Source organism: Nocardia vinacea NBRC 16497, assembly GCF_000308835.1.
Classification (GTDB): domain Bacteria; phylum Actinomycetota; class Actinomycetes; order Mycobacteriales; family Mycobacteriaceae; genus Nocardia; species Nocardia vinacea.
The window spans coordinates 1-25,589 of the sequence record NZ_BAGN01000402.1; the positions used below are offsets into that span (position 1 = coordinate 1).

Below are 25,589 nucleotides of genomic sequence, written 5' to 3' on the forward strand. Positions count from 1 at the left end.
TCAACGAATTGGAACAGCGGATCGTCGCCTATCGCGCCGGACGCGCGGACAGCGGCCTCGACCCGGCCGCAGGCATTGTTACCGTCATGGTGCACGCTTACCTGGGCGCGGGTGACGACGACGAGGTACGGGCGGTGGTGGAGCGCCCCTTCCGCGAATACCTCTGGGCGAACTCGGAAATCATCAAGTCCGCCGCCAGGGCGGTGCTCGGTGACCTCGACCTGGATCAGCTCACGGCCGCCGACCGGGAAACCCTGATGGACTTCGCCTTCGCGCGCTACTGGGGATCGAGCGCGCTGCTCGGCGGCGCGGAGACCTTCCGCATCCGGGCACAGCGACTGGCGGATATGGGTGTCGACGAGATCGCCTGCCTGGTGGACTTCGGCCTCGACCGTGACACCGTAGTCGCCGGCTTGGAACGCATCGCCGAAACGATGGCGCTGCGGGCCGTGCCCCGGGTATGACGACGCGCCCACCTGCGCTCGCATGGCCGGGCCAGGTGCGGATTTTTCTCGGCGGCCAAGCGGTGTCGCTGCTGGGCGACGGGCTCGCTCTGTTGGTGGTTCCGCTGTTGGCCCTCGAAATGAGCAGCAGCCCGGTGGTTTCCGGAATATCGGCAGCCACGGTCACCATCGGCTACCTCTGTGTCGGTGTACCCGCCGGAGTCGTCGTCGACCGGTTCGGTCCGTGGCGGGTGCTCGTCGCCATGGACGCGCTACGTGCCGTGCTGTTCACCGCGCTCTACGCGCTGGCCGTAACCGATCTCCTGACCGTGCCACTGCTGCTCACGCTGGGTCTCATAGCAGGCGCGAGTCATGTGTTCTTCGAGACCGCGGTCACCGTGGCGGTGAAGGATCTGTGCGCCGATCGCGATCTGCTCCGAGCCAACTCGGTGCTCGAAGTGAGCAGTCAGCTCGCCCTGGTATTCGGCCCGGTCACCGTCGGCGCGCTGGCCGCCACGGTCGGTCTGGATGCCGCCTTGCTCGCCAACGCCATTACCTTCCTGGCGTCGCTGGCGAGCCTGCTCGCCGTGTGGTCGCTCCGGTCTCCCGTGCCGCCGCTGGTGTCCCCGCTGCGAATCGGTGCCATCTGGCGGGAATTCCGCGACGGATTGCGGTATCTGCTGTCGATCCGAATTCTCGTGGTGTTGACCGCTCTGCAGATGGTGGTGAATTTCGGTCTGGCCGTGGAGAAGCTGCTCTTCTTCTACGCCAAGGACACACTCGGGCTGGCCACCTCGCTGGTGAGTGTGGTGGTGGCCGCCGGTGGCGTGGGCGGGCTCGTCGGCGCGCTGATAGCGCCATGGCTCGGACATCGGCTCGGACATCTGCGGGTGTTCGCCGGTGGCGTGGTGCTCGCCGGAATCGCGACGGCCGCAATGAGTCTGGCGCACACGTGGCCGGTGCTGGCGGCGGCGAACGCGGTCTACCTCTTGGCATTGGTCACCGCGAGCCTGGTGAATCGCACCCAGCGGCAACTGATGGTGCGTGCCGACATGCTCGGGCGGGTGACCAGCACCGTGAAACTGCTGTTCCTTGCGGTAGATCCGCTAGGCGTATTGGTCGCGGGCAGTCTCACGCTCGCGCTCGGCGGCGATCCCAGGTTCGTATTTCTCGGCGCGGGGACGCTCGTGGCCGGCGCGGCGATCGCGGCGTGGTATTCCGGACTGCGGGCCTATCGCCGCGCCGCGATGAGCAATCTGCGGTAGTCGCGCAATGTCGGCGTCATGGTCCGTGCCTCCGAAACCAATACTTGCGCGGCCTCGGCCCCCAACTCCGCGACCAAATCCGGTTCGGCGTCGATGATCCGGTCGTACACCGCGGTCTGCCGCTCATGCCAGCCCGCGGGTTCCCGACACGTGAGCACCTCCCATCCCGACGCCGTCAGCAGCGTCGCATAGGACAGATAGCTCGGCTCCCACGTCGACAACACCCAGCGCGCCCCCGGCTCGAGCAACCGTGCCACTTCCCGCATGGCAGCGGCTTTGTCGAGCACCATCCACAGCGAGTCGATGCTCACGGCGCCCTGGAACGAGCCCGCGGGCAGCCCGGTGTCCAGGAAATCCCCGACGACGAAGGTCGCCGCCCCGCCCGGATACAGTGTCGGAGCACGCTTTTGCGCCGCGGCGACGGCTTCCGGGAGTAAATCCACCCCGACCAGATCGACCCCGGCGTGCCGGGCGATCCACAGGCCCGGTCCGCCGCGCCCACACCCCACATCGACGATGCGATCGCCCGGGCCCACGTCCAGCCAGCGCCGTAATGCCCCGAGTTCCCCGGCGGAACTGAAGCCCAGCGGTTCCAGCCCGTCCGGGAGGTCCGCGCCATAGCATTCCTGCCAGATCGCCGTGAGTGTCGGGCTCCAGTCCCCCGCCGCGTACACCGGCCGGTACCGGGCTTCGTCCGCCAGCGGCGCCTTCTCGGCCGCTCGGTCCGGCTTCGAGCCCGCGGATTCCCTTGTCACAGTGCGGCCTTGGTCAACGGAGCCTCGAGATCGGCGGCCGCGCGCACCCGTGTGGTGCACGCCTCGGACAGCGGCACATAGTCGTCGGTGGAATAGCTGCCCGAGCCGTGCACCACCACCTCCGCACCCGCGGGCACCAAACCGCGTTCGACGGCATTCATTACGCCGGTCAAAGCCATCACCAGCGACCACTCCCGCAGTGCGGCGGCGTCGGCGGGCAGCGCGATGTCCACCGCGGCCAAACGGGCCCGCAGCTCGTCGTACCGGGCCAGGCATTCCCGCCGCGACACCACGATGCCGTCGCCACCATGTCGTTCGATGATCGCGTTCATGGTCGGCGACGTGGCCGGTTGCCGCGTGTAGAAGGTGCTGTCCAAATCCTCGGTGGGACTGTCGGTGACTGCCGGGAAGTGCGGATCATCGTGCTGCGCGAACACTTCGGCGGATTCGTCCCGCACATAGCGCGGCGGGATATCGCCACCTGACCTCGCGCGGAGCAGGCTCGTCACCATATCGGGCGTGCGCAAGTGCTGCACCAGCAGGAATTGCGGATGGTCCGGGTCGGTCTCGGGGTGGCGTACCCGCCTGCCGAGGTGGTAACCGAGCAGCCCGAACGCGCTCGATACGGCATGCGCGTGCAGTCGGCCCTGCGGCGGTGCCACACCCGACACGTCCGCCTCGAAGAAGGCCCGCGCGGTATCGGCGACGATGTAATTGGCCAAATCCATTGTGTACCAAAGCCGAACTCCCCGATCTCGCTCGAAGGAGTCCGCGGCCGCATGCACGAACTCGGCGGCCAACGCCTTGACCCCGTCCGACCGCTCCCCGTCGTAGAGCAGGATCGGGTTGCGCCGCAACAACTCCGAGTCCTCGGACAGCTCGGAAGCCCACAACTTGGGTAACGACCCCGCGGGCACGACCACGGCGATGCTCAACTGCGCGGCCGACACCAGACCGAGTCGGATCGCCCGCAGCACCGCATCGCGCAATGCGGTGCCCTTGTTCGCCGATGTCGGCGTCACGATCATCACCCGCTCGCCGGTTCGCTGGATATGCGCCACCGCCCTGGCCACGATGAGCACCGAGGCGAACGTCTTCGTGGTCCGCGTGGACGCGGTGCAGCGCAAGTCCAGTAGCCGCAGCTCCCGGCCGGCATGGGAACCCAGTCCGACCATTCGCATTCGAGCGGTCCCCAGCAACTGCGCCAGCGGCTCGGTCAGCTCGGGAAGCTCCGGATCCATGGGCAAACCCGGCGTCTTCGGAGTTCCGTTCTCGGACCGGTAGAGCCGGGCCGCGGTGCGCAGGTCCGCATAATAGCGGACCAGCACACTGTCGCCGTCGATATCCACTGGACGTGCGGTCTGTGCGATCACCATCGGTTCTCCAATGCGGGCGACAACGCTGTAATGCAGTCTCCCGGAAAGGATATCGACGCAAGTCGCCACGGCGCCGCACGAGTTCCCCGCAGTGGAAAACTCAAAAGGTATTGCGCCGCAATCTAGTTGGTCACCGTGGGCAATGCTGCCTGAGCAGCGGCGAATACCGCATGCGGTAGTCCCTGAGCCTGCGCCGCCGCCAGAGCTCGTTCGGTGGGCCCGCCAGGCGAGGCCACCGCTCGACGCAGCGCGAGCGTATCGTGCTCGAATTCGGCCAAGAGGGCGGCCGTGCCGCGCAGTGTTTCGGTCGCCAGCGACATCGCCAGATTCGCCGGAAGTCCGGCGTGGATGGCCGCATCCGCTTGTGCCTGCGCGAACATCGCGACCAGTGCGGGACCCACACCGGCCAATGGAATCAGCGCGTCCACTTGATGTTCCGGGATTCGGACGACCGTACCCACCCTGCCGAACAGTTCCGCAACGGCGGACTCCACCTCGGCGTCCACGCTCTGGCCGGTCGGCAGCGATACGATCCCCGCGCGGACCCGGACCGGGAGATTGACCGTCACTCGCATCACCTGCGACCGGCGGTACACCGCATTCAGCTGTGCGGATGTCACGCCGGATAGCACCGAGACCACCACGGCCCGCGTCCCGTCGAGTTCCCGGCCCACCGCGGCGAGCTGTCCCGGCTTGTGACACAACACGATCACGTCCGCGCGGGCGCCCAGTTCGGCATTGGTCGCCACGGCTACGCCGCCGGTGTCCGCGGCCAGCTCAGCCGCGCGTCCCGAGCCGTTGTCGGTGCACAGGATCGGAGTTGCCCACCCGGTCGCCAAGGCACGTGCCATATTTCCCGCGCCGACCACACCGATCGTCGCGAAGGTCCGGGCACCGCCGAGCGCGGCGTTCTGGCTGTCGGTCATCGCACGTTCCTGTCCTCGACGAGGTCGGTCAGCAGCTCTCGCACCCGTGCCGCGATGCGATCGGCCGCTTCCGAATCGTGGCCGCGCAGATGCACCCCGCCGGTCAGACCACCCGCCTGTTCGGTCACCTCCAGCAGCCGCACGGTGTGACCGCCGAGGATCGGCAGTTCGACCGGAGTCGCCTCGACGCCGTCGAGCAGCAGCGGTTCCGCGGCGGCCGGATGCACGAGGACGTGATTGGTCAGTATCGACGAGGACAAACCCAGCTCCCCGCACAGGAACTCGACGGAGATCTCCGCGAACGCGGCGGCATCGTGGAGTCGGTCGGTCTCCATCCGCAGCAGCCGCCGCAGCGAATGCCCGGCGCCGACATCGACAACCGTGGGCTCGGATCGGGCGAAGGGGCCTACCACCGGCTCCCACTCCGGCGCCGGGCGACGCAATACCGTGGCACACACCGCAATCCGGTCCCGGTCGGGTTCATCGGCCGCGAGGGCGGCCGCGAAAGCGGTACGCAACACCGCGGGCAGGTCCATGCCCAGTGACCGTGCCTCGGCCCGCAGCGGGCGAACCACGGCCGCTGGCAGCGATATCCGTGCCGACGACACCGTGCCCGCCGCGTCCGCGGGCGGATCGACCTCGCCCAATCGGGACTGCCAGTACCGCAATGCTTTTCCAGCGTCAGCTACGGGGTCCTGCGCACGGGCGAACTCCGGATAGTCGGCCGCGGGCTCCGCGAGGCCCGCTGTGCTTCGCGCCCCCGAGTACAGCTCGCCGAGCTCACGTACGAGGATGTCCAGGGAAGGCTCATCGGCGACGAGACGGTGACAGCGCACCAGCAACGTGCACGCCGCTTCCGATACGGCCGCCGACCGCGTCGGGTGCTCGTACAGGGTCACATCGATAACCTGCCCACGCGTAACGTCCATGGCGGTGGCACACGCCAGCGCGAGCTCCGAGGCCATCTTGTCGGCAGACGCCGTCGCGGTCCTGACCGCAATGCTCGCCCGGTGCCGCACGGTCTGGCCCGGCGGCTGTCCCGGCGGCTGTCCCGGCGGCGCATCGAATGCGCAGCGCAGCACCGCATGTCTGCGCAGCAACGTGGCCACCGCACCGGCGAGCCGATCCCGGTCCGGCCGAACGTCGAGCCGGAAGGCGCGCGCCACCACCGGTGGCCGCGCTCCGGGCGACGCCAGATTCCACAGACCCCGCTGCACCGCGGACAGCGGATACCGGGTTCCGGTCCGGCGTATCAACTCATCCGCCGGCCGCGCGGCGGCCGCCCGTCCCGGCAAGTTCGCGGCGAGCAGAGCGACAGTGGGATTGCCCAGGATGCGCTCCGTGGTGAAGTCACGTCCCAGATCCGAGGTCAGGCGGTTCGCGATTCGCGCCGCCAGCAGCGAATGCCCGCCGAGATCGAAGAAGTTGTCGTCGCGACCGATCCCCGGAACCTTCAGCACTTCGGACCAGACCTCGGCAATGGCTCGCTGCACCGCTGTGCTCGGGGCGAAATCCTGCGCTACACCGTCCTCGGCGTTCGCCCGGCGCCCGCCGAACGCGGGCTCCGGCAAAGCGGACCGGTCCACCTTTCCCGTAGCCCCCAAGGGCAGCCGGTCCAGGAACACGTACGCCGCCGGAATCATGTGGGCCGGAAGCAGCGCTGCCAAGTATGCCCGCAACCCACCGCTGTCGAGCGCCGCACCAGCCGTGCTCTTTTCCCGCACGACGTACCCGACCAGGACGATCCCGTGCGTCGGGCGGCGATGACCGACGACGACCGCGGCGCGGACGGCCGGGTGACGGGTCAGCGCCAACTCGACCTCCGCGGGCTCGACACGGTGGCCCCGCAAGTTGATCTGCCGGTCGCGCCGACCAAGGTACTCCAGCGTCTCGTCCACGAGCAGGCGTCCCAAATCGCCGGTGCGATAAAGCCTCGCCCCACCCACATGCGATGCCGACACGAACGGATCGGCGATGAACCGTGCGGCCGTGCCGCCGACCGCCCCCAGGTACCCTCTGCTCACTCCTGTTCCCCCGATGTAGATTTCGCCCACCTCGCCCTGTCCGACCGGCTGCAGCGCGCTGTCGAGCAGGTGCACCGAGACTCCTGGCAGCGGCGTGCCGATCACGTCGGCGGTGCCGACCGCCACCGAGGTGCTCGCGTGCTGGGTGGCGATGAGGGTGGTCTCGGTGAGCCCGAAATGATTGACTACGCGCCCGAATCGGGCCAGTGCCGCCGCATGCGCGCGTAGTGGCAGGAAACTCTCACCGCTGACCAACGTGGTCTCCAGTCGAGGCGGTTCGGCGGCAAACATCGGCGACGTGATCAGGCCGGTGAGCAAAGCCGGTGTGGCACTCAACAAGTGGGTCACCCCGTGCGCCCGCGCCGCGGCCAGGAGCTGCTCCGGATTGCGGCGCACCGACTTCGAGGTGACCACCACCCTGGCTCCCGCGGCGAGCGGCATCAGCGCATCCCGCAGCCAGGGATCGAAGGTGAACGCCGCCACCTGTAGTACCACGTGGCGTTGTCCGAGAGAGACGTACGACGACAGCGCGGTGTGGTAAGCGGCAAGGCTATGATGTTCTACGGCAACACCTTTCGGCCTGCCCGTGGAGCCGGAAGTGAACATCACGTACGCGAGGTTCCGACAATGGGCGGGTCCGGGGAACCGCGTGTCCGGGAGGGCAGGTTCCGGTTCCGACGCGTCGACGATCACCACGTCCACCCCGTCGAGTCCGGACAGTCGTGCCTGCTGTTCCGGTTCGGTAAGCACCAGGCGCACACCGGATCCGGCCATCCACCGCCGCAACGTATCGTCGGGAAAGTCCGCGTCCAGCGGCAGATACGCGCCACCGACGGCCCACACCGCCAGCACCGCCACGATCGCAACGGCGGGCTGCCGGACACAGATCGCCGTCACCGTCTCGGGTTCGACTCCGTTGCGCCGCAACCGATCCGCCATGGCGTCGACCCGATGGCCGAGCTCTCGATACGTCAGCGCGCGCCCGTCGTCGACAAGAGCGACGGCGTCGGCGAAGTTCTCGATCCCGCACCGGATCCGGTGGTACAGACTGTCCATCCTCCGAGCGTCGCCCATGACCACGCCGCTGCTATTCCCCTAGTTGGCAAGATGCGTGAAATAGCCGGAGTAATAACATCATTGGACTCACTCACCGCGGAGGGCAGGCGGATAACATGCACCGTGACAGCGCGTACGGCGACGATGCGTCCAATACCGTGGTGCACCGCAGAGTGCTTCAATGGTCCACTCGCACACCGGATTCGGTGGCACTCGAGTTCGGCGATCGCCGTTTCGTTTACGCGGATCTCGCCACCACTGCCTGCCGCATCGCGGCGGGCCTGCGCCGTCAGGGTGTCGGACCCGATGTCCCGGTCGGCGTTCACCTTCCGCGTAGCGAAAGGCTCGTCATAGCGCACCTGGCCGTCCTGGCCGCAGGCGGTGCCTACCTGACCTTGGATCCCGCGCAACCCGATAAGGCGCTCGCCGATCAGATCGCGATCGCCTCGGTGCCCGTCGTGATCACCGACCGTGCCGGCCGCGACCGGCTGCCCAGCACTGTCCGAACGTTGCTATTCGACGACCTTGTCGACCATCCCGCCGAGCCGCTGCCCGACTCCGTCGGTCCAGATCACTTCGCGTGCATCATGTTCACCTCCGGATCCACCGGAAAACCCAAGGCGGTCGCGATTCCGCACCGGGCAGTGGTCAATCTCGTCACCGCCCAGAACTACATGACAGTGGGACCGGAACAGTGCTACCTGCTGCACACTGCGCCCACCTTCGATCCGTCGATATTCGAGACTTGGGGCGCCTTGCTCAACGGCGGCAGGCTCGCGATCGCGCCGCCCGGAGCACCTTCGGTGGGCGAATTGGCCCGCCTGGTTCGTGAACACGGCGCGACCGCGACGTTCCTCACGCCCACCATGTTCCGGCTGATCCTGGAGGAACAGCCGCATGCGTTGCATCCCCTGCGCGATCTGCTGCTCGGCGGCGAGGCCATCTTCCCCGCCCACCTCGAGCTGGCTGCGCAACACCTTCCCGACACCTCGATAATCGTGGGCTACGGTCCCACCGAATCGACCGTCCTCGTCACCGCGCACGTCCAGACGAGTGCCGATCCGCTACCTCCGGTCGTCGTCATCGGCCACGACATCACCGGCGTGCGCACCTATATCCTGGACGAGGATCTGAACCCGGTCCCCGACGGCGAACCGGGCGAATTGTGTATCGCCGGAGCGGGACTGGCCTGTGGATACCTCGGCGCACCCGATCTCACCGCAGAACGGTTCGCGCCGGACCCGCACGCATCCCGACCTGGCGACCGGCTGTACCGAACCGGCGACCGGGTGCGAGCGATCGGCTACGGCGGGATGGAGTTCCTGGGTCGCCTCGACAACCAACTCAAGATTCGCGGCCGCCGGATCGAACCGGGCGAAGTCGAGCAGGCGCTGGTGCACCACCCGGATGTCCTCACCGCCTACGTGACCGCGGAACAGAACGACCGCCGCGGCAAATACCTTGCCGCGTATGTGACTCTGCGCACCGGGTCAATCTCCGACGAATCGGACCTCCGCAGCCACATGGCATCCGCTGTCGCCGACCACCTTCGGCCCGATGTCTATGTGCTGCGCACCGAAGCGTCCGTCACCGCCAACGGCAAACTCGACCGACGCCGCCTGATCGACGGCGCGGCGGCGCCCACGACACCGAGCGCCGGTTCTACCCTGCGCACAGTCGTGGTCAACGATGACGACCAGTACGCGATCTGGCCCGCGCATCGACCCGCACCCACCGGCTGGACGTCAGTCGACCTACCCGGCACCGTCGACGAGTGCAAGGCACTTGTCCGCCGACTCTGGTCCGATATCCGCCCCGCCCGCAGACGACACGCCGTTCAGACCTCGTAGGCGCGGCCTTCGATCGGTGTGCCTACTCGAGCGCGCATGATGCAGTGCTGACCTTCGACCTCGAGGCCGATGGCGGCGTTTCGCAGGAGCGGCTATTCGACGGTCATCTCCCCCATCTCGGACCAGTCGGTGGCATCGATGGTCTGGCTGATGATGCGCGGGGTCTGTGCGAGGGCTGCGGGAAGTTCGGTCATCGCGGCCTTGAAGTGGGGGCTACCGACGTGTGCCCCGCCGGCGGCCTGGTCTCGGAATGCCTCCACCAGGACGAATTCGGTCGGGTCGTCGACGCTGCGAGACCAGTCGAACCAGAGGTTGCCCTCCTCGGCTCGGGTGGCTGCGGTGAACGGGCCGACGATGTCGAGCCATTCGTCCGCCTTTTCGGGCTTGGTCTTGAACTTGACGACGATAAAGATCATCACGCGCCTCCTGCGGTGGGTAGGGCCGCCGCGACACCGCCCGACTCCCGCTGGTGCCGGGCGGTGATCGTTGCGAACATCCCATTGTCGGACGGTCAGTAGATGTTGGAGGGCAGAACCAGGCCGTCGGCCAGATCACCGAAACCCGGCGCGGTGATCGCGCCCGGATTCAGCATGCGCGCTTGCTTCGCATCGCCCCGGTCCCGCCGAGAGGTGATCTCGGCTTCAGCCAGTAGCGGGATGCGATCGCGCGGGTCTCGCGGAGACGAGATGGTCGTTGTTCCGACAATGGTGCGCCACCGATGCGCCGGGATCCGGCCGCAGCGTTGGCGCACGACCTGAAATACCGGCGTTGATGGAATCAACCTGTCTGTCAAGGCATTTGGTCGAATGGACACCGTGAGGCTCCGACACATATGGTCTCCCCCAGCCAAAATGGTCCGCGCCTGATCACGGGCGGTTCGGCGGGGCGGGGGCACTGCGTGCGGTGCCGGTAGACCAGTTGTCGGAGCGATCTCTTGGCCGGCCGACCAACCAGGGCATGAGCAGCATCGCTCGAACCGCGTCAGCGGTGTTCAGTCCTGCTGGATCCGGCCCCGACTCCGTCGTTGACATCTGCTTCACTTCCAATTATCTTTGCCATCAAAGTCAATTAACTTTGCAATTAAAGGCATTTTCGGTCGTTTCCACTGTCGCGTCCGGCACGGCAGGGCATTTCACTCACTGCAGGAGGACATCATGTCGTACCCGGCACCCGACGCCGCCGAGGTCAAGCAATGGATTCGTGACACGGCCCACCCGCTCGACGTGGTCGACGCCGACGGGCCACTTGCCGATCTCGAGGTGCTGGCAGATCGGGTCGGTGACGTCGCCGTCGCCGGTATCGGCATGACCACCCGCGCCGGGCACGAACTGTCCGCAACCGCACATCGCATACTGCGGATATTGGTGGAGCAAAAGGGATTTCGAGCATTGGCACTGCTCGACGACGAAGCCGTTATCGCGGCCATCGACGAGTACACGCGGACAGGTGTCGGCGACCCGCGCAAATTGCTGGACGACGTCTGGGTCCCGTGGCGCAACGCCGAGACACTCGCGGTGCTGGAATGGGCGCGCGCCTTCAATCGCGCGCACCCGCACGATCCGCTGCGGCTGTTCGGCCTGACGCCGGTCGCAGCGAAGCCTGCACACTATGGGCAAGTGACAGCGTTCGTCAGAACAGTTGCACCGGAACGACTCGGCGAGCTGAGCTCGCATTACGACCCGATTGTCACCGCCCACCGGTTGGGTGAACACATACAGCGCGCCAACGGCACCCACCCCGGGCGCCCGTTCGTCGACTACGCGCGAGAGGCGCTGACACTGGTCGAGTCGTTGCCCGGTGCCACCGATGCGCCCGCCGTACTGGACGCAGCCCGCCTCATCGTGCGATACCACGAGTTCAGCACCGCTTCCGGGCGCCGTGACTTCGCCACCGAAACCGCGGCCGCCGCCGACCGCATCGCCGACTGGCACGACCGCACCGGGCATCGCATCGTGTACTGGGAAGGGGTATCGAATACAGCGGTCGCAGACCGGCTCACCCTGGCTGCGATGTCGCAGGAGTTCCCGACCACAGGATCTCTGCTCCGGAAACGGTTCGGCACCGGCTACCTGTCGGTGGCGCTCACCTTCCATCACGGCCAGGTCCGCGCCGACATGGACATCCCCGCGCCGGCGAAAGATTTCGCCGACACCGTGCTCGACCTGCCCGAACGCGAGAACTATTTGCTCGATTTGCGAAACCCACCCGCCAGTGCGGTACAACGATGGCTGCACGAGCCCGCGAAACTCCGTCTCGTCATCGGAACCTACGCCCCGGACCGCGATGCCGACCACTACATCGCTGGTGCCGGCCTGGGCGAATGGTTCGACATCCTGCTCCGGATCCGCTCCATCACCCCGACGCACTCACTGCGCGGTTCGCAATGACTGTCTGCGCGGCATCCGCAGTCGGCATAGAAAGGCGTTCTGCGTGTCGGTCCGTGGCATCGAGCTAACGCATGGACGTGCTCATGGGAGGCGCCTGATTATCGTAAGTGGGGTTCGGGCATGAGATTGCCAGGGCCCGACTTACTTTCGCTCGGGGCTAGGGTTTGCCACATCGCCTGGCCAACAGCGACGACGCCGCGGGCGGGCAGGGCGACGTCGCCTATGACCGGGTTCATGTCCAGGCGTGCGGGATGCCCGAGGTCACGGTCGTCGAGCACGGCCGTCGACTGCGTGATCAGGTACATCTGCTGGGGCATGAGGATTCCGACGTGGCCGCTCGGCATGACACCCGTCATGCTCAAATGACCCAAACCCAGTGCGGCGGCGATCATTTCCCGGGCACACACCAGCGAACGCGACCGCCAGGTGGCAAGCGGCAGACGCCGTCCGACGGCGTTGAGCATATGCAGCGCCGTAGTTTCGTGTGCGGTCAGCGTCCAGTCCAGCGCGGGCTCGTCGACGGTGACTCGCAGCGATGCCGGTCCGGTCCACGCCACTCGAATCGTGGCGAAACCGGTGTAGGCACACGCGGGACCGTAGTAGCGGGGGCAGGCGGTCTCGAGCCTGTCGCCGTCGACGAAGATCGACCATCGGCCCTCGGGGTCGCGGTGCCAGACGGTTTTGTATGGGCCGAAGTCGTTTTCGGGGAAGACGCGCAGGGCGAGGATGTGGCCACTGTCGAAGGGAAGGCCGAAAACGCCCCAGCCCTTGACATATTCGTGGCCGGGCCACGGCGCGTGGCCCCGATGTTCCGGCAGGTCGGTCAACTGGGATGCCAGATCTAACATGGTACTCACCTCCGGCGCGGTGCGCCTAAGTAGCTGAATGTGGTGGCCGGGACGTCGCCGATCCACTGCCGCGTCGGGATGGCGCCCCGCAGTCGGCGTTGACATCGCGAACCTCACTTCATGTCGCGAACCTCACTTCATGTACTGCCGCCGGACGACAGAATGGATCATGAAACGAACGCTAGACGCGGCGGACATGCATGTCGTCGGGTGTTCTCCCTACGAATCGGTGGCCAGTGTGTCCAGCAAGCCGTGCTGAACCGCGTAGAGCGTGGCGGTCGCTCGTGTCGACGATCCGGTCTTGGCGTAGATGCGTTCGATGTGGGTGCCTGCCGTTTTCGGGGTGATGCCCAGAGTGCGTGCGACGTGCCGGGTAGAGGCACCCCGCGCGATCAGCACGAGGACCTCGAGCTCGCGCGGTGTCAGACCGTCCGGGCCGCGGCGGTGGCGATGGCGCGGCTGTCCCGCTGCCTCGAGGACGGCGTCGACCGCCGCCGCGTCGAGTCGACCGCGGCGCACCTCGGCACGCAGCTCGGCAAGAATCTGCTTGGGCGGCAAGGTATCTCGATACGGACGCGGCTCGGTCATGGCCCGATACGTATCGGCCGCCGCCAGCAGGCGCGCCGACACCGGGATCGACGGTCCGGTCAGCCCGCGATGTGCACCGGAACCGTCGAGGCGCTCGTAGGCCAGGGCCGCGATAGCCCCGATGCGGGACAGCGCGGCCGGGCGGGCCAGCACCCGCTCGGTGTAGTACGAGTTCATCCGAAGCCGCTCGAGCTCGGTCACGCTCAGCGCCCCCGGCTTGTCCAGAATGGTGGCCGGAACACCGTGTAACCCGATGTCATGCAACAACGCCGCGCGACGCACCACGGTGATATCGGCTTCGGGGAGCCCCGCGACAGCCGCAGCCCGGCCGGCGAGATCGGCTACACCACGAGAATGCCCTGCCCTATAGGGCGAGCGCAGGTCGGTGAAGTCGGCGATCACCTCGAGTGCCGAATCCAGTTCCGCGCCGGTAAGATTCCGCCGCAGCGCCGGATCGGCGGCAATGAGCTCCCCATAGTCCGGCTCGACTTCCGCATCCGCCAGCAGGTCGCGGACCGAGGCACAGAACGCGTCCACCACGGCCGGATCGAACTGCGTCCCACGCCGCGAACGGGCAACCTCGATCGCGGCATCGATTCCAGCACTACGGTGCAGCACCTCGACGACGTCGGCGAGATGGAACAGCCGCATACCGAGCCCGATTCGCTCCCCGGCGACACCGCCCGGGACGCCCTTGCCGTCCCATCGCGCGAAGAACTGCCGCAGCGAGTCCCCGACAGCCGGGCCCAGCCCGAGCCGTTCCGCCATCGTCGATGTGGTGAGGCAGTGCGACATCAACCCCCGCTCGATATCGCGGCCGCCCTTCGCCGCGATCGTCACCGTCTTGCGCACCCGCTGCGCGAACGGTCCCGAGGACCCCGCGTGCGACAGGAAGAAGACCGCCCCGCTCGCCCCGCGTAAATCCATTTTGTAACTGTCCGCGCGAAAAGCGATGTCATCGCCGAACCACGCAGCCACCTCGGGTGCGTCAGCCACACAACCGGCCCACGCCAGAACCGCGGTGTAATACAGGTCAGACCGCTCCTCGGCGCTCAACCCGACTCGCTCTCCGAGCCGCGAAGCCAGCCGCCACGACCGCAGCACATGCGCCATCGGCTGGCCCAGGCCGAGATCCATCGCAAACGAGAACGCGGCCAGCAGCGCGGCCAGCGAAACACCCGAATCCCGAGCGTCACGCGTCATGCTGCGAGCATAGGCGTGTCCGGATTCGCAGCGGTTGATCCATGCAAAGGATGCTCAGTTGCAGCATCCGCCCTCACGGATTGCCGCGGATGAGAATCAGCGATCAGCCGATCTACACGTGGCGGCGCCAGGAGCAAATCGACGCCGGCCAGTTGCCGGGCCCGACCCGCACCGAGCAGGCCGAGCTATCCACCGCGAAGCGGCAAATCCGGGAACTCGAAGAGAGAACGTGATCCTGAAACGGGCTCGTGAACTGCTGCGAGGTGAACGGTTTTCCGCACGGTGGGCTGTTCGAGCCGCGAGGGTCGTTGTCATGTTGCGGCCGCGGCGGATCGAATGGTCCTTGAAGCAGTTACGTCGAGGAAGTCGTCCGGCCTCGTTCGAAGATGCCGAAAGATGGAGGCGGCGGGTAGTGGAGGTAAGTCCTGATGCCGCCGGACGATACGGGTGTCTGGTGAGGTCCGTGGCGACCGCCCTATTGAGCCGAAGATACGGTGCATGGACGACCTGGTGTGTCGGCGTTCGCACGGAATTGCCGTTCGCGGCACACGCATGGGTCGAGGCAGACGGCAGGCTTGTCGGTGAGGCAGGAGATATGGCTACATTCAGCCGACTGATCGTGGTCGGCCCGCATGAGAACGTGGGTGAAGATGTCAGCTGACAACGGTGACACTCGGCAGGGCGATTCGTGGCTGCGCAGAGTCGGGGCCTTACTCAGGTTGATCGCACCACACCGGAATTCCTTGTTGGGAGCAACGGCACTTCTTCTCGTAGGAACCGGACTTTCGCTGGTGCAGCCGCTGTTGGCCGGACGGGTCATCCGGGATGCGGTTTCGGGTGAGACAATCGTGTGGTCCCTTGCGGCGCTGGTCGGGGCCTATCTCTTGTATGCCGTAACCGATACCGGCGGACTCTATATTCTCGAGCGATCCAGCGAGTCCGTGCTTTTGTCTGTGCGCAACCGCTTGGCCGGGCATCTACTGAGGTTGAGAATTCCCACACTCGAGTCGCTCAGGGTTGGAGACCTGATTTCACGCGTGACGCTCGATTCAACGGTGATTCGGAACGCCGTCGGGACCAGCCTTATTCAAATATTGACCGGGGCGATCACACTCATTGGGACCGTCGCGGTGATGATCTATCTCGATTGGCTGTTGTTCTCGATCGTTTTCGTTACCGTTGGTGCTGCCGCGGGTGCGATGTTGCTGGTCATGACGAGAATCGAGGTAGCCTCAACTCGATTGCAAGAGAGTGTCGGTGCGCTTGCCGCGGACATCGAACGCGCGCTCACCGGAGTGCGTACGGTCAAAGTGAACAATGCCGAGGACCGCGAGCACGAGCACTTGGCCGAGTTGGCCGGAGCAGCATTCTCCGCCGGCGTGCGCGCCGCCAGATTGAAGGCATTGGGAAATCCGGCAATGCACCTGGCGGTGACCGGTTCGTTCGTTGTATCCCTGCTGGTCGGCGGCGTCCGGGTGGCGAATCACCAGATGGAGTTGAGCAGTCTTGTGACGATGATGCTCCTCGCGATGAATTTGCTGATTCCGGTCGGCGATCTCTTCAATGGCTCCGTCGGGCTTCAGAAAGCCCTGGGTGCGCTCAGCCGGATAGAGTCGACACTCGAATTGCCTTCCGAGGACGTCGACGACATCCAGGAAAGCGACACTGAACCAGGTCGTAGATCGCCGATCGCAACGATCGACAAGTCTGCGGAAAATGGGCACCTCGCGCTCGAGCTCCGGGATGTGCATTTCTCATACGATCAGAGAACAATTCTCAAAGGTGTGAATTTTTCGGTTCCGCCACACGGACATGTAGCGTTGGTCGGGCATTCGGGTGCCGGAAAGTCCACGGTGTTCTCGTTGGTGAGCAGGTTCTACAATCCGGACGACGGCGACATTCTGTTGGTAGGGCGGTCGTACGCCGATCGGCCGCGCCGGGCATGGCGCTCGGAAATCAGCTTGCTGGAACAGAACGCACCGCTATTGTTCGGCAGTCTTCGAGACAATTTGACATACCGGGAGCCGGGTCTCGCTGAGGATGACCTGCAGCGCGCAATAGAGCTCGCTGGACTGGCAGATCTTGTCGCACGACTGCCTCGTGGCCTCGACACCCCGGTGGGTGAGCAAGGCGTTCTACTTTCTGGCGGCGAGCGACAACGCGTGGCATTGGCACGGGCGTTGATTCGACGTCCAGTGCTGATGATGCTGGATGAGCCCACGGCGATGCTGGACGCTGAGACCGAGAAGGCGTTGAACGTGACCATCCAGGCAGTGCGAAAAGAGTGCGCGCTGTTGGTCATTGCTCATCGCCTGTCCACGATTCGCGAAGCCGATACCGTCATGTTCCTCAAGGACGGGCGGATCGTCGACAGTGGCCCACACGACGAGTTGGTTGCCCGGAACGCGGACTACCGACAGCTTGTCGGCGCGAAGGTGTGAACCCGGCCCGACGCGTCCGGAGCGTTGGCCCCCCCGGTTTCTCGGATGCCGCGTCGCCGGGCGCCGTCGTGGCGTCGCACAACTACCCCTCGAGGGAACGAGCCCGGGTCCTCCTCGAGATCCTGCAATGGCACGCGGCCCAGCACGACAGCGGCACAACCACTTACAACTGGTAGTCGACTTCGACCACCAGCCGCCCCACCGGCCGAGAGCGCAGTGTCGTTCGTCATCGTGGACATGTCGCTACCGCCAGCCGAGTATCGAGCGAAACTGATGGCTGATCACCGGCCGCATGACGTACGTGGCCTCAGTGTGTTGACCGAGATCGGATCGGTGGAGATCGACGTGCCCCGGGACACGAACTCCTCGTTCGAGCCGCAGATCGTCAAAACGCGTCAGCGACGCCTGACTGGAATCGATGAGATGAATTAAGCCCGCACCTCACGCAACGAGTCTCCCACTAACCCGCAACAGCATGAAACTGCTCGCGATGCTCGATCCAAGGCCGTTGGCGCTCTTCCTCACTCATCGCCAACAACTCCCGCAACTTCACCGCGATCGGCTGCGTCGGGCACCGCGCGCACGTCAGCCGCGGCTGGGCGCGTCCGCAGCGGTCAGGGTGCGATAGGTGCCCGGTCTCGCGGCCAGCGCGGAATGGTATGCGCACCAACAGGTCTCGGGGGGCCGCTACCCCACACAGAGTTCGAGGGGCGAGGTGACGTACGCACGGACGAGGCCACCGGCCGTCTCGGAGAACTTGCACGGGTGCCGGTAGTTGACGTCTACGATGGTCAATTCAACGATGAAGACGACCTATAGCGGGCACCGGTGAGATTCCCTCGGCCTCGGTGATGCGTCGACACGCTTCCTTGATCCGTTCGGCCCTTTCGTCGGTGTCCATGCGCACGATCGGCCGAGGGGTAATCCCGTCCTCGGCCCCAGAAGCCGAAGTTTCCGCGACATCATGAAATGGATCGCATCACAACAAAACCGGACGATATTGGTCAGCAGAAACGCCCACCGGCAGAAGGCTTTCGCGCTTCGTCCGTCGTTCATTGTCCGGAGCGGCAGATCGGTAGCAGGGCTACATTGAGCCGGGTGGCCGCTCGAAACTCCGTCCACCTCGAGCTCGAGGAATCGACTGTATGCCTCAACGCTGGGCTTTGGTCGGGAGTGCCCGCTCGACTTGGTTCGGCCTAGGATCCCGATGGTGGGACTGCTTTTCGAGACACGCACGTCGGATTCGCCGTGGGTCGAGTCCGTGTGGACATGCCGCAGCGAGCAGGTCTCGGTGATGACCTCGGTCGCGACCGAGACCTGGGGGCTGGTGTTCTGGGAGCAGGAGGGGCGTCCCCATGCGGGGATCACAGGTCCGGAGAGCCGCACCGGTACCGCACCCGTGCCCGAAGGCGCGGGCTTCGTCGGTATCCAGTTCGCGGTCGGGACGTCACTGCGTGTGATGGCGACGCCGTCGCTGGTCGACAGTGGGATCGTGCTGCCCGATGTGACCGGCCGCACCTTCTGGCTCGATGGTGCCCACCGGGAGACACCGCGACCGGACGACGCCGAGGCGCTCGTCGACCGGCTCGTCCGCGAGGGAGTCGTGGTCCGCGACCCCATGGTCGCGGCGACACTACAGGGTTCGCCGCCAGCAGTGGCCGAGCGGACGCTCGAGCGCCGTTTCCGGACGGCGACGGGGCTTACGCAGGGTGCCGTCCGGCAGATCGGACGTGCCCGCACCGCCGCACTACTGCTGATCTCGGGTGAGACTCCGGGCGACGTCGTCGACAAGCTCGGGTACTACGACGAGCCCCATCTCGCCCGCGCACTGCGCCGGTACGTCGGGCGGACGGCCCGGCAGCTGCGCGCCCAGACCGGCGGCGCGATCGCGCTCGATCCCGCTCAGTGCACGACCTCGTAGACGAGCTTGGCCACTCCGTTGGAGTAGGTCGCCGACTCCCGCAGCCGCAGCGTCTGCTCGTCGCGGTCCGACCGGCCGAACAGACTCTTACCCGCCCCCAGCAGAACCGGGAAGACGAGCAGGTTGTACCGGTCGATCAGGTCGGCGTCCGACAGGCGCCGGGCCAGCTCGGCACTGCCGTGAATGTAGATCGCGCCGACATCGGTCTGCTTCAGCTTCGCGACGTCGTCTTCCGATCGCAGGATCGTGATCGGGCCCCACCCGTCGATCAGAGCGTCATCGGTCAGGCTGGAAGAGACGACGAACTTGGGCAGGTCCTTGTATGCGGCGTGATCGTCCGAATCGCGCCAGATCGGAGCGAACGCCTCGTAACTGCGGCGGCCGAACATCAACGCCGTCGTATCGGCGAGTTCCTCCCCCTTCAGCGAGAACGCCTCGGGCACGAACTCGGTTTCCATCACCCAGCCGCCGCTGCGGTGGCCCTCGGCTTTGCCGCCCGGCGAGTCGACGACGCCGTCCAGCGACATGAAGCCCGTGTAGACGAGTTCGCGTGTCATCAGTTCCTCCCACATTTGAGCATCGGATTTTGCCTGCGGTCAGCCTATGAACAGCCGCGCCCGCTGTCTTGGACGAAACCGACACCACCAGCCGCACCCGGCATGCACGGCGCCGGTGGTGTCAGTCTCGATCCAGCCGTCAGCGAGTAGTCGGCTTCCACCACCAGCTGCCCACGAACAATCCCCGGGTCACTCCCGTTCCCACTTCGATGCGCCCCGCCGAGGGCACCAACCTGCGACTCGTCCGCTGCCGGACTCGACAGCTTGCCGGTGACCACTTCTGGAGCAGTGAAAGCCGGTGTACCCGTCACGATGCCGGTACGGGAAAGACGAGGCGGGAGAAGCCCAGATTGGACAAGGACGCCGAATCGTCGGAGCTCACCTCGGTAGATCACCAGACCCGTGCCCAGCACGATTGACAATATCGGGCTGTCAGGGGTTCGAAACCGGTTGGGAAGGTCGATGGTTGAGCGACTCGGACTCCGGGGTTGCCGAGAGGTGCGACCACTCAGTGCGTATCGCGTCGACGATCGCAGCGATGACGGGGTTGTCCCCGGCCGCTTTGATGTTCCACGCGATCCCTGACGAGAACTCGAGTTCTCCGCCCGCCAGTGGAATCACGCTGAAGGCGGGGTCTGCAAACACGCTCGCTGCCCCACCGGTTGCGGGATCGTAGGTAAGTGCGAGTCCGCGGCTATGACGAATGTAGCTCGCGAGCATGGCTGGATCATTCTCGTCCATCCGGTGGAAGTTGCGAATACCGGCTTCGGCAAGCTGCTGATGAAGCCTGTTCAGCGCCAACGGCTGAGGGGTGGCCGGCCGGAGGACGATCGTGCGATTCGCCAGATCCGCCAAGGTGAGTTCATCGCGCTGCGCAAGCGGGTCATCTGCGCGCATCGCCACCATGAGCTCGTAACGGCTGATCACGATGCTGTCCAGCGCTGGGCTGTTCAGTGGCAAGTGAACCAATGCTGCCGAAAGCTCGCCCCGCTCGAGGAGCGGAAGAAGATCAACGGATCGCGCAGAGCGGTACAGTACCGACGCATCGGGTACCGCAGCTTCGGTGACCTCGATGAACCGGTCGGCCAACACAGGCGGCGACAGATGTGTTCCGCCGATTCGCACAGTCGGAGGAACGTCTTTGAAGGTGTCTGCGATCGTGTTCAGTTCGTCGACGTCCCTCAGAATTTTTCGGACCCGCACCACAAGGGCTTCACCGAACGCGGTCAACTGGACCTCGTGATGCCGCCGGACAAACAGTGCGCCGCCAAGTTTGTGTTCGAGGTCCTTCACCATGCGACTGACCGGCGACGGTGTCAGGTGAAGTCGTTCGGCGGCCCTGGCGAAGTGCAACTCCTCGGCGACTGTGACGAAGCACCGCAATTGGGGTAAATCCACGATCAAAGCATGGAGTCCGTCATTGTGGTCGTCAATGGGCAAGAACCACGATGCGTTCTGGCGAACCTGATCGTGTTCTAAACAGCGATGTTCAAGGCCGAATTCGGCTGCGACAGTTCACTCATGACTTCCACGCAGCAATCCGCAGGGATCGACCCCCTGCCTTTGTCCGAGGTCAGAGTCATCGAGCTCACAGACGGCTCCGGAGAGACCGCGGCACGGCTTCTCGCAGACATGGGTGCGGACGTTGTCAGAGTCGAGCCCTCTACCGGCGCGCTCTCTCGTACCAAGCAGCCCATGTTCGGCGCGATGAGCATCTACTTCGAAACGCACAATCTCAACAAACGCGGAGTAGCGCTTGATCTGACCCACCCATCGGGGCAGAACCACTTTCAACGACTCGTGCAAAGTGCCCACATTCTCATCGAGGGTCTGGGCACCGCCAGACTCGAGGAACTGGGGGTTCACCTGGGGTCTCTACGACGTCGCTTTCCAGGTCTTGTCGTCGTCTCGATCAGTGACTTCGGGCGCAGTGGACCGTACCGGACCTGGGTCGGTACGGATGCCGTCCACTACGCCCTGAGCAGCCTGCTGTCGCGGTCTGGGCTTCCCGGCCGTAAACCGCTGTTGCCTCCGGGGGCGATGGCAACGGAGTCTGCCGCACTGACAGCCGCATGGGCCGCAGTCCTTGCGTACTACAACCGTCTGCACTCCGGCGTGGGAGACGACGTCGATGTATCAGTTCTCGAAAGTACCGTTCAAGTTATCGACCCGGGCTTCGGAATGACCGGTTCGGCTGCGGGTGGAATATCGCCCTCGGACGAACCGCGCGGCCGGCCGGATGTCGGACACCGCTATCCCATCTTTGCGTGCGCCGACGGGTATGTCCGGTTGTGCATTCTGAGTCCGCGTCAATGGCGTGGTGTATTCGAATGGCTGGGTAGACCGGCGGCACTGTCCAATCCCGCGCTGGAACGTCTAGATGAGCGTTATTCCATTGCAGCGCAGCTTTATTCGATCATATCCGACTTCATCTCTTCGAAGACTCGCGACACCGTAGTCGCCGAAGGCCAGCAATTCGGCGTGCCCTGCACAGCACTTCTCGACGTCGGCGAGGTGTTCGAAGCAGAGCACTACCGAGCCCGGGAAACCTTCGTTGATATCAAAACCGCAGAGGGTGTCCTGCGTATTCCTAATGGCCTGATCGAGTTCGACGGTCGGCGGATGGGGGTTCGTACCCCCGCACCCGGTCACGGCGAGCACAACACCGAGATCCTCACCGCCTTGGCCGAACTGGAGCCCGATGAGTTCCCATCTCAGATGCCGAAGACGCGGCGACGTCCGCTCGAGGGCATCCGTGTACTCGACCTCGGTGTCATCGTTGCCGGAGGTGAGGCCGGCCGACTGCTCGCTGACATGGGTGCAGAGGTCATCAAGATCGAAAGCTCGCTGTTTCCTGATGGCAGTAGGCAATCCACGACAGGCGATCTCGTCAGTCCCGTGGTGGCCCGCGGCCACCGCAACAAGCAGAGCATCGGAATCAACCTTCGCTCGGCCGCGGGTCGGCTATTGATGAAGCAGTTGGTCGCGACATCCGACGTCATTCTGTCGAACTTCAAGCCTGGCACTATGGACAAGCTCGGCCTGTCATATGCCGAGCTCGCAAAGGTCAATCCGCGGATCGTGGTTGCCCAGTCCAGCGCCTTCGGACGGGAGGGTCCGTGGAGTGGCCGGCTCGGATACGGCCCCCTCGTGCGAGCCGCAACGGGATTGAGCGCCTTGTGGCGCTACGACGATGGGGTGGACGGCTTCTCGGACACGGCGACTACATACCCCGACCACGCGTCCGCTCGCGTCGCAGCACTCGGAGTTGTGTCGTTACTGATCCGACGTCGACGGACCGGACGCGGTGGAAAAGTCGACATCGCGCAGGCAGAGGTGATCCTGTCGCAGAACGCCGACCTCTTGGCGTTGGAATTCCTCTTGCCCGGTAGCGCAGTTCGCTATCGGGACGGGCGGACCGCCGATGCTCCGCGCGGTGTATATGCCGCATCCGGTGACGACGAGTGGCTCGTCATCGACATCCGCGATTCCACCGACTGGAGAAGATTGGTCGAGAGTCTCGGCCATCCTGCACTCGCCCAAGATCCCCGATTCGACAGGGCCGAACGCAGAGTAGCCAACCGCACTGTCATCGACGGGCTCGTCACCCGATGGACGAAATCCCGGACGTCACGCGAGGCCACTGAGGCACTGCAGCGCGCTGGTGTCCCGGCAGGCATGATGCTGCGGGTTGCTGATCTTCTCGACGACGAACACCTGCTCGACAGAGGCGCGTTCACTGTGGCGTCACACCCTCTGGTCGACCACCTCCTGCCAAGTGAGAACACCCCCGGCCATTTCACGAATATCCCCGATGTAGAGCTACGTCCGGCTCCACTACTCGGCCAACAGACACGCGCGATCGCCGAACGGTTGCTCGATCTGACACCCAACCAGGTCGACGAACTCCTCGCCGCCGGGGTCCTCGAAGAGAACGCGCCACCGTCGGCGAACCGTGATGCGCACATCGCCTGAAACCCGAACTCACACAACAGGAAGTGACAACACATGACAACACCGAGCACTGAGCACACTCCGAATGCGGGAAGCCTGCCTTCGCCACTACTCGAGGAACGTCGCGGACACGTACTCATACTGACCATCAATCGGCCAGAGGCACGCAACGCCATCAACAAGAGCGTCGCGGACCAGCTGGGCCGGGCACTGGCCGACGCAGACAGCGATCACGACATCCGCGCGATCATCGTGACCGGGGCAGGAAACAAGGCATTCTGCGCCGGTGCCGACCTCAAAGCCCTTGCCCGCGGCGAGGAAATCGGTTCCGATGGCCCGTGGGGATTCGCCGGGTACGTTCGTCACGCTGTCTCGGTGCCGACGATTGCTGCGGTCAACGGTTTCGCGTTGGGCGGTGGCACCGAAATAGCTTTGGCCAGTGATCTTCTGGTCGCCTCCGATACAGCGACGTTCGGCCTGCCCGAGGTGACCCGCGGGGTGATCGCCGGCGCGGGTGGCGCCTTCCGTCTCGCCGCGCAGATCCCACCAAAAGTAGCCCTCGAACTGGCACTGACAGGTGAGCACATCACAGCAGCGCGGGCACTGGAGCTAGGTCTGGCCAACCGAGTGGTGCCGGCCGACAAACTACTCGAAACCGCGCTGGAGATCGCCGAACGCATCAGCGCGAACGCTCCACTCGCAGTCCGAGCAACCAAGCGGATAGCCAGAGCGATCAGCGACGGCTCCTATGAAACAGAAGCTCACTCATGGACACGGACAAAGCATGAAGCACGCGGAGTGATGAGTAGCGAAGACTCCGCCGAGGGAGTCCGCGCCTTTGCCGAAAAGCGGTCACCCATCTGGGCGGGAAAATGAATCATCGCCCACCTGAGAAAGATGGACCGGCAATGTGTAACAGATCGAATCTCGAGAAGGACTGAAGAATGAAAACTCGCTTCAGAACATTGACCATTGCCACCGCGATTCTCGCCTCATTGAGCCTGGCGGCGTGCGGTACCGGCACGTCGTCGACCAGGCCGACAGACGGGAGCTGGGACGACGTCGTCGCAGCCGCAAACAAGGAAGGCAGCGTACTGCTCTATTCGAGCCAGAAGCCCGCCAACCTAGAAGCACTGAAGGCGTCCTTCGAGGCGAAATACCCGCAGATCAAGATGGAATTCGTCCGCGGCACAGACGCCGACATCAATCCCCGGGTAGAGATCGAGAATCGGATCAAGAAGGGAACAGCCGACGTTCACATGGTGACGGACGCGGCATGGATCAAGACCGCATCTGATTCGGGCGCATACTCGACGGAATTGGTGGGGCCGAGCCTCGCGAGTCCTGCTTACGAGCCCGAAAAAAGCGTGATCAACAATCGCTTTTTCCTCACCAGCGCCGCAGTCTTCGCGCTCGGCTGGAACGCCACAAGTGTTCCGCAGGGGCTCGAGAGTCCTCGAGATATTCTCAAACCAGAATACACCGGCAAAATCGGCATCGTGAACCCGGCCGGAATTGCATCTTACGTCGATCTATACCGATACTATTCCAAAACTTTCGGCGAAGACTATTGGGAGAAACTGGCAGCACTCAAGCCGCGTGTCTTCCCCAGCGCAATCGCAATCGGTCAAGCATTGGCATCGGGCGAAGTCGTCGTCGCGCCAGCGGTCCAGCCATTGGTGGCAGAGATCGCCGCCGGGGCGCCAGTGGGCTGGGCCCTCCCTGAAAACCCCTGGGGAACACCGTGGTACAGCCATGTTCTCAGTGTGGCGCCGCACCCGAACGCAGCCCAGGTACTTGCTGATTTCATGGTCACCCAGGAGGGCCAAACGGCACTGAATAAAGGGTATGCCGCGACACTGCCTGATATTCCGGGAGCAGTTGCACGCGCGCAAGACATCAAGTCGCCAGATACGGCCGACCTGACGCCGGAGCGGATCAAAGAGTACTCCCGACAATGGGAAAAAATGTTCCTGTCCTGACCGGATTTCACGA

At 64.9% G+C, this 25,589-nt stretch carries 21 protein-coding genes and 1 pseudogene; 12 read left to right on the plus strand and 10 right to left on the minus strand.

Annotated elements, in window-relative coordinates:
• Both ON44_RS37750 and ON44_RS37755 read left to right on the plus strand, forming a co-directional pair.
• The coding region (locus tag ON44_RS37750) for an LLM class oxidoreductase (protein ID WP_506333358.1) at window positions 1-464 on the plus strand (464 nt) is incomplete at its 5' end.
• The gene (locus tag ON44_RS37755; RefSeq protein ID WP_040699443.1) at window positions 461-1,708 is read left to right on the plus strand and encodes an MFS transporter; all 1,248 of its coding nucleotides are present in this window, start codon (window positions 461-463) and stop codon (window positions 1,706-1,708) included. The genes ON44_RS37750 and ON44_RS37755, both read left to right, overlap by 4 nt.
• Here the strand turns inward: ON44_RS37755 and ON44_RS47435 are convergent.
• The 4 genes from ON44_RS47435 to ON44_RS47445 form a co-directional block, all read right to left on the minus strand.
• Window positions 1,675-2,463, minus strand: coding sequence for a class I SAM-dependent methyltransferase (locus ON44_RS47435; RefSeq protein WP_051182910.1), 789 nt, complete (start codon window positions 2,461-2,463; stop codon window positions 1,675-1,677). The genes ON44_RS37755 and ON44_RS47435 overlap by 34 nt on opposite strands.
• Window positions 2,460-3,839, minus strand: coding sequence for a DUF6002 family protein (locus ON44_RS50985; protein WP_051182912.1), 1,380 nt, complete (start codon window positions 3,837-3,839; stop codon window positions 2,460-2,462). Before ON44_RS50985 ends, ON44_RS47435 begins: the two co-directional genes overlap by 4 nt.
• Window positions 3,840-3,961: 122 nt before the next feature.
• On the minus strand, window positions 3,962-4,765 hold the full coding sequence (locus ON44_RS47440; RefSeq protein ID WP_051182914.1) for a pyrroline-5-carboxylate reductase family protein: 804 nt from the start codon (window positions 4,763-4,765) through the stop codon (window positions 3,962-3,964).
• Window positions 4,762-7,845: a non-ribosomal peptide synthetase gene (locus tag ON44_RS47445; RefSeq protein ID WP_051182916.1), complete on the minus strand. Its 3,084-nt coding sequence runs from the start codon at window positions 7,843-7,845 to the stop codon at window positions 4,762-4,764. Before ON44_RS47445 ends, ON44_RS47440 begins: the two co-directional genes overlap by 4 nt.
• 116 nt (window positions 7,846-7,961) lie before the next feature.
• Between ON44_RS47445 and ON44_RS37780 the strand changes: the two genes are divergently transcribed.
• Entirely contained in the window at window positions 7,962-9,695 is a 1,734-nt protein-coding gene (locus ON44_RS37780) for an amino acid adenylation domain-containing protein (protein WP_051182918.1), read from the plus strand.
• A gap of 92 nt (window positions 9,696-9,787) precedes the next feature.
• Here the strand turns inward: ON44_RS37780 and ON44_RS37785 are convergent, their stop codons facing one another.
• On the minus strand, window positions 9,788-10,111 hold the full coding sequence (locus ON44_RS37785) for a putative quinol monooxygenase (RefSeq protein WP_040699445.1): 324 nt from the start codon (window positions 10,109-10,111) through the stop codon (window positions 9,788-9,790).
• A gap of 95 nt (window positions 10,112-10,206) precedes the next feature.
• Window positions 10,207-10,509, minus strand: coding sequence for a hypothetical protein (locus ON44_RS37790; protein WP_157187508.1), 303 nt, complete (start codon window positions 10,507-10,509; stop codon window positions 10,207-10,209).
• A gap of 340 nt (window positions 10,510-10,849) precedes the next feature.
• Between ON44_RS37790 and ON44_RS37795 the strand changes: the two genes are divergently transcribed.
• A complete protein-coding gene (locus ON44_RS37795; RefSeq protein WP_040699447.1) occupies window positions 10,850-12,082 on the plus strand; it encodes an erythromycin esterase family protein in 1,233 nt (410 codons plus the stop codon).
• Window positions 12,083-12,180: 98 nt separating this feature from the next.
• On the opposite strand, the gene ON44_RS37800 is transcribed toward ON44_RS37795, so the two are convergent.
• Both ON44_RS37800 and ON44_RS37805 read right to left on the minus strand, forming a co-directional pair.
• Window positions 12,181-12,930 carry a hypothetical protein gene (locus ON44_RS37800; RefSeq protein WP_063721699.1) on the minus strand — a complete coding sequence of 250 codons (750 nt, stop codon included), beginning with the start codon at window positions 12,928-12,930 and terminating at the stop codon, window positions 12,181-12,183.
• Between the two features lie 219 nt (window positions 12,931-13,149).
• Window positions 13,150-14,721 (minus strand): HD domain-containing phosphohydrolase, encoded by a 1,572-nt coding sequence (locus ON44_RS37805; RefSeq protein ID WP_040699448.1) that lies wholly within the window; start codon window positions 14,719-14,721, stop codon window positions 13,150-13,152.
• Window positions 14,722-14,810: 89 nt separating this feature from the next.
• On the opposite strand from ON44_RS37805, the gene ON44_RS53090 reads away from it, so the two are divergent.
• The 5 genes and pseudogenes from ON44_RS53090 to ON44_RS37825 all read left to right on the plus strand — a co-directional run bounded on the left by ON44_RS53090 (window position 14,811) and on the right by ON44_RS37825 (window position 19,083).
• Window positions 14,811-14,954, plus strand: coding sequence for a hypothetical protein (locus ON44_RS53090; RefSeq protein WP_169338142.1), 144 nt, complete (start codon window positions 14,811-14,813; stop codon window positions 14,952-14,954).
• Entirely contained in the window at window positions 14,951-15,382 is a 432-nt protein-coding gene (locus ON44_RS54260; protein ID WP_373283274.1) for a lasso peptide biosynthesis B2 protein, read from the plus strand. Before ON44_RS53090 ends, ON44_RS54260 begins: the two co-directional genes overlap by 4 nt.
• Window positions 15,372-17,162: an ABC transporter ATP-binding protein gene (locus tag ON44_RS37815; RefSeq protein WP_040699449.1), complete on the plus strand. Its 1,791-nt coding sequence runs from the start codon at window positions 15,372-15,374 to the stop codon at window positions 17,160-17,162. Before ON44_RS54260 ends, ON44_RS37815 begins: the two co-directional genes overlap by 11 nt.
• A gap of 297 nt (window positions 17,163-17,459) precedes the next feature.
• Window positions 17,460-17,588 (plus strand): annotated as a pseudogene (locus ON44_RS50990) (transposase); the annotation flags it as partial.
• 781 nt (window positions 17,589-18,369) lie between these two features.
• The gene (locus ON44_RS37825) at window positions 18,370-19,083 is read left to right on the plus strand and encodes a helix-turn-helix domain-containing protein (protein ID WP_245567502.1); all 714 of its coding nucleotides are present in this window, start codon (window positions 18,370-18,372) and stop codon (window positions 19,081-19,083) included.
• On the opposite strand, the gene ON44_RS37830 is transcribed toward ON44_RS37825, so the two are convergent.
• Together ON44_RS37830 and ON44_RS37835 are read right to left on the minus strand one after the other, a co-directional pair.
• Window positions 19,065-19,640, minus strand: a complete 576-nt coding sequence (locus ON44_RS37830; RefSeq protein ID WP_040699484.1) for a dihydrofolate reductase family protein — start codon at window positions 19,638-19,640, stop codon at window positions 19,065-19,067. The genes ON44_RS37825 and ON44_RS37830 overlap by 19 nt on opposite strands.
• Window positions 19,641-20,072: 432 nt before the next feature.
• The gene (locus tag ON44_RS37835) at window positions 20,073-21,038 is read right to left on the minus strand and encodes a LysR family transcriptional regulator (protein WP_169338143.1); all 966 of its coding nucleotides are present in this window, start codon (window positions 21,036-21,038) and stop codon (window positions 20,073-20,075) included.
• A 123-nt stretch (window positions 21,039-21,161) separates the two neighbouring features.
• Between ON44_RS37835 and ON44_RS37840 the strand changes: the two genes are divergently transcribed.
• From ON44_RS37840 to ON44_RS37850, 3 genes are all read left to right on the plus strand, one after another.
• A complete protein-coding gene (locus ON44_RS37840) occupies window positions 21,162-23,615 on the plus strand; it encodes a CaiB/BaiF CoA transferase family protein (RefSeq protein WP_051182936.1) in 2,454 nt (817 codons plus the stop codon).
• 33 nt (window positions 23,616-23,648) lie between these two features.
• Complete coding sequence (locus ON44_RS37845; protein WP_083898401.1) at window positions 23,649-24,470, plus strand: crotonase/enoyl-CoA hydratase family protein; 822 nt, start codon at window positions 23,649-23,651, stop codon at window positions 24,468-24,470.
• A 68-nt stretch (window positions 24,471-24,538) separates the two neighbouring features.
• Entirely contained in the window at window positions 24,539-25,576 is a 1,038-nt protein-coding gene (locus ON44_RS37850) for an ABC transporter substrate-binding protein (RefSeq protein WP_040699451.1), read from the plus strand.
• Window positions 25,577-25,589: the final 13 nt, after the last annotated feature.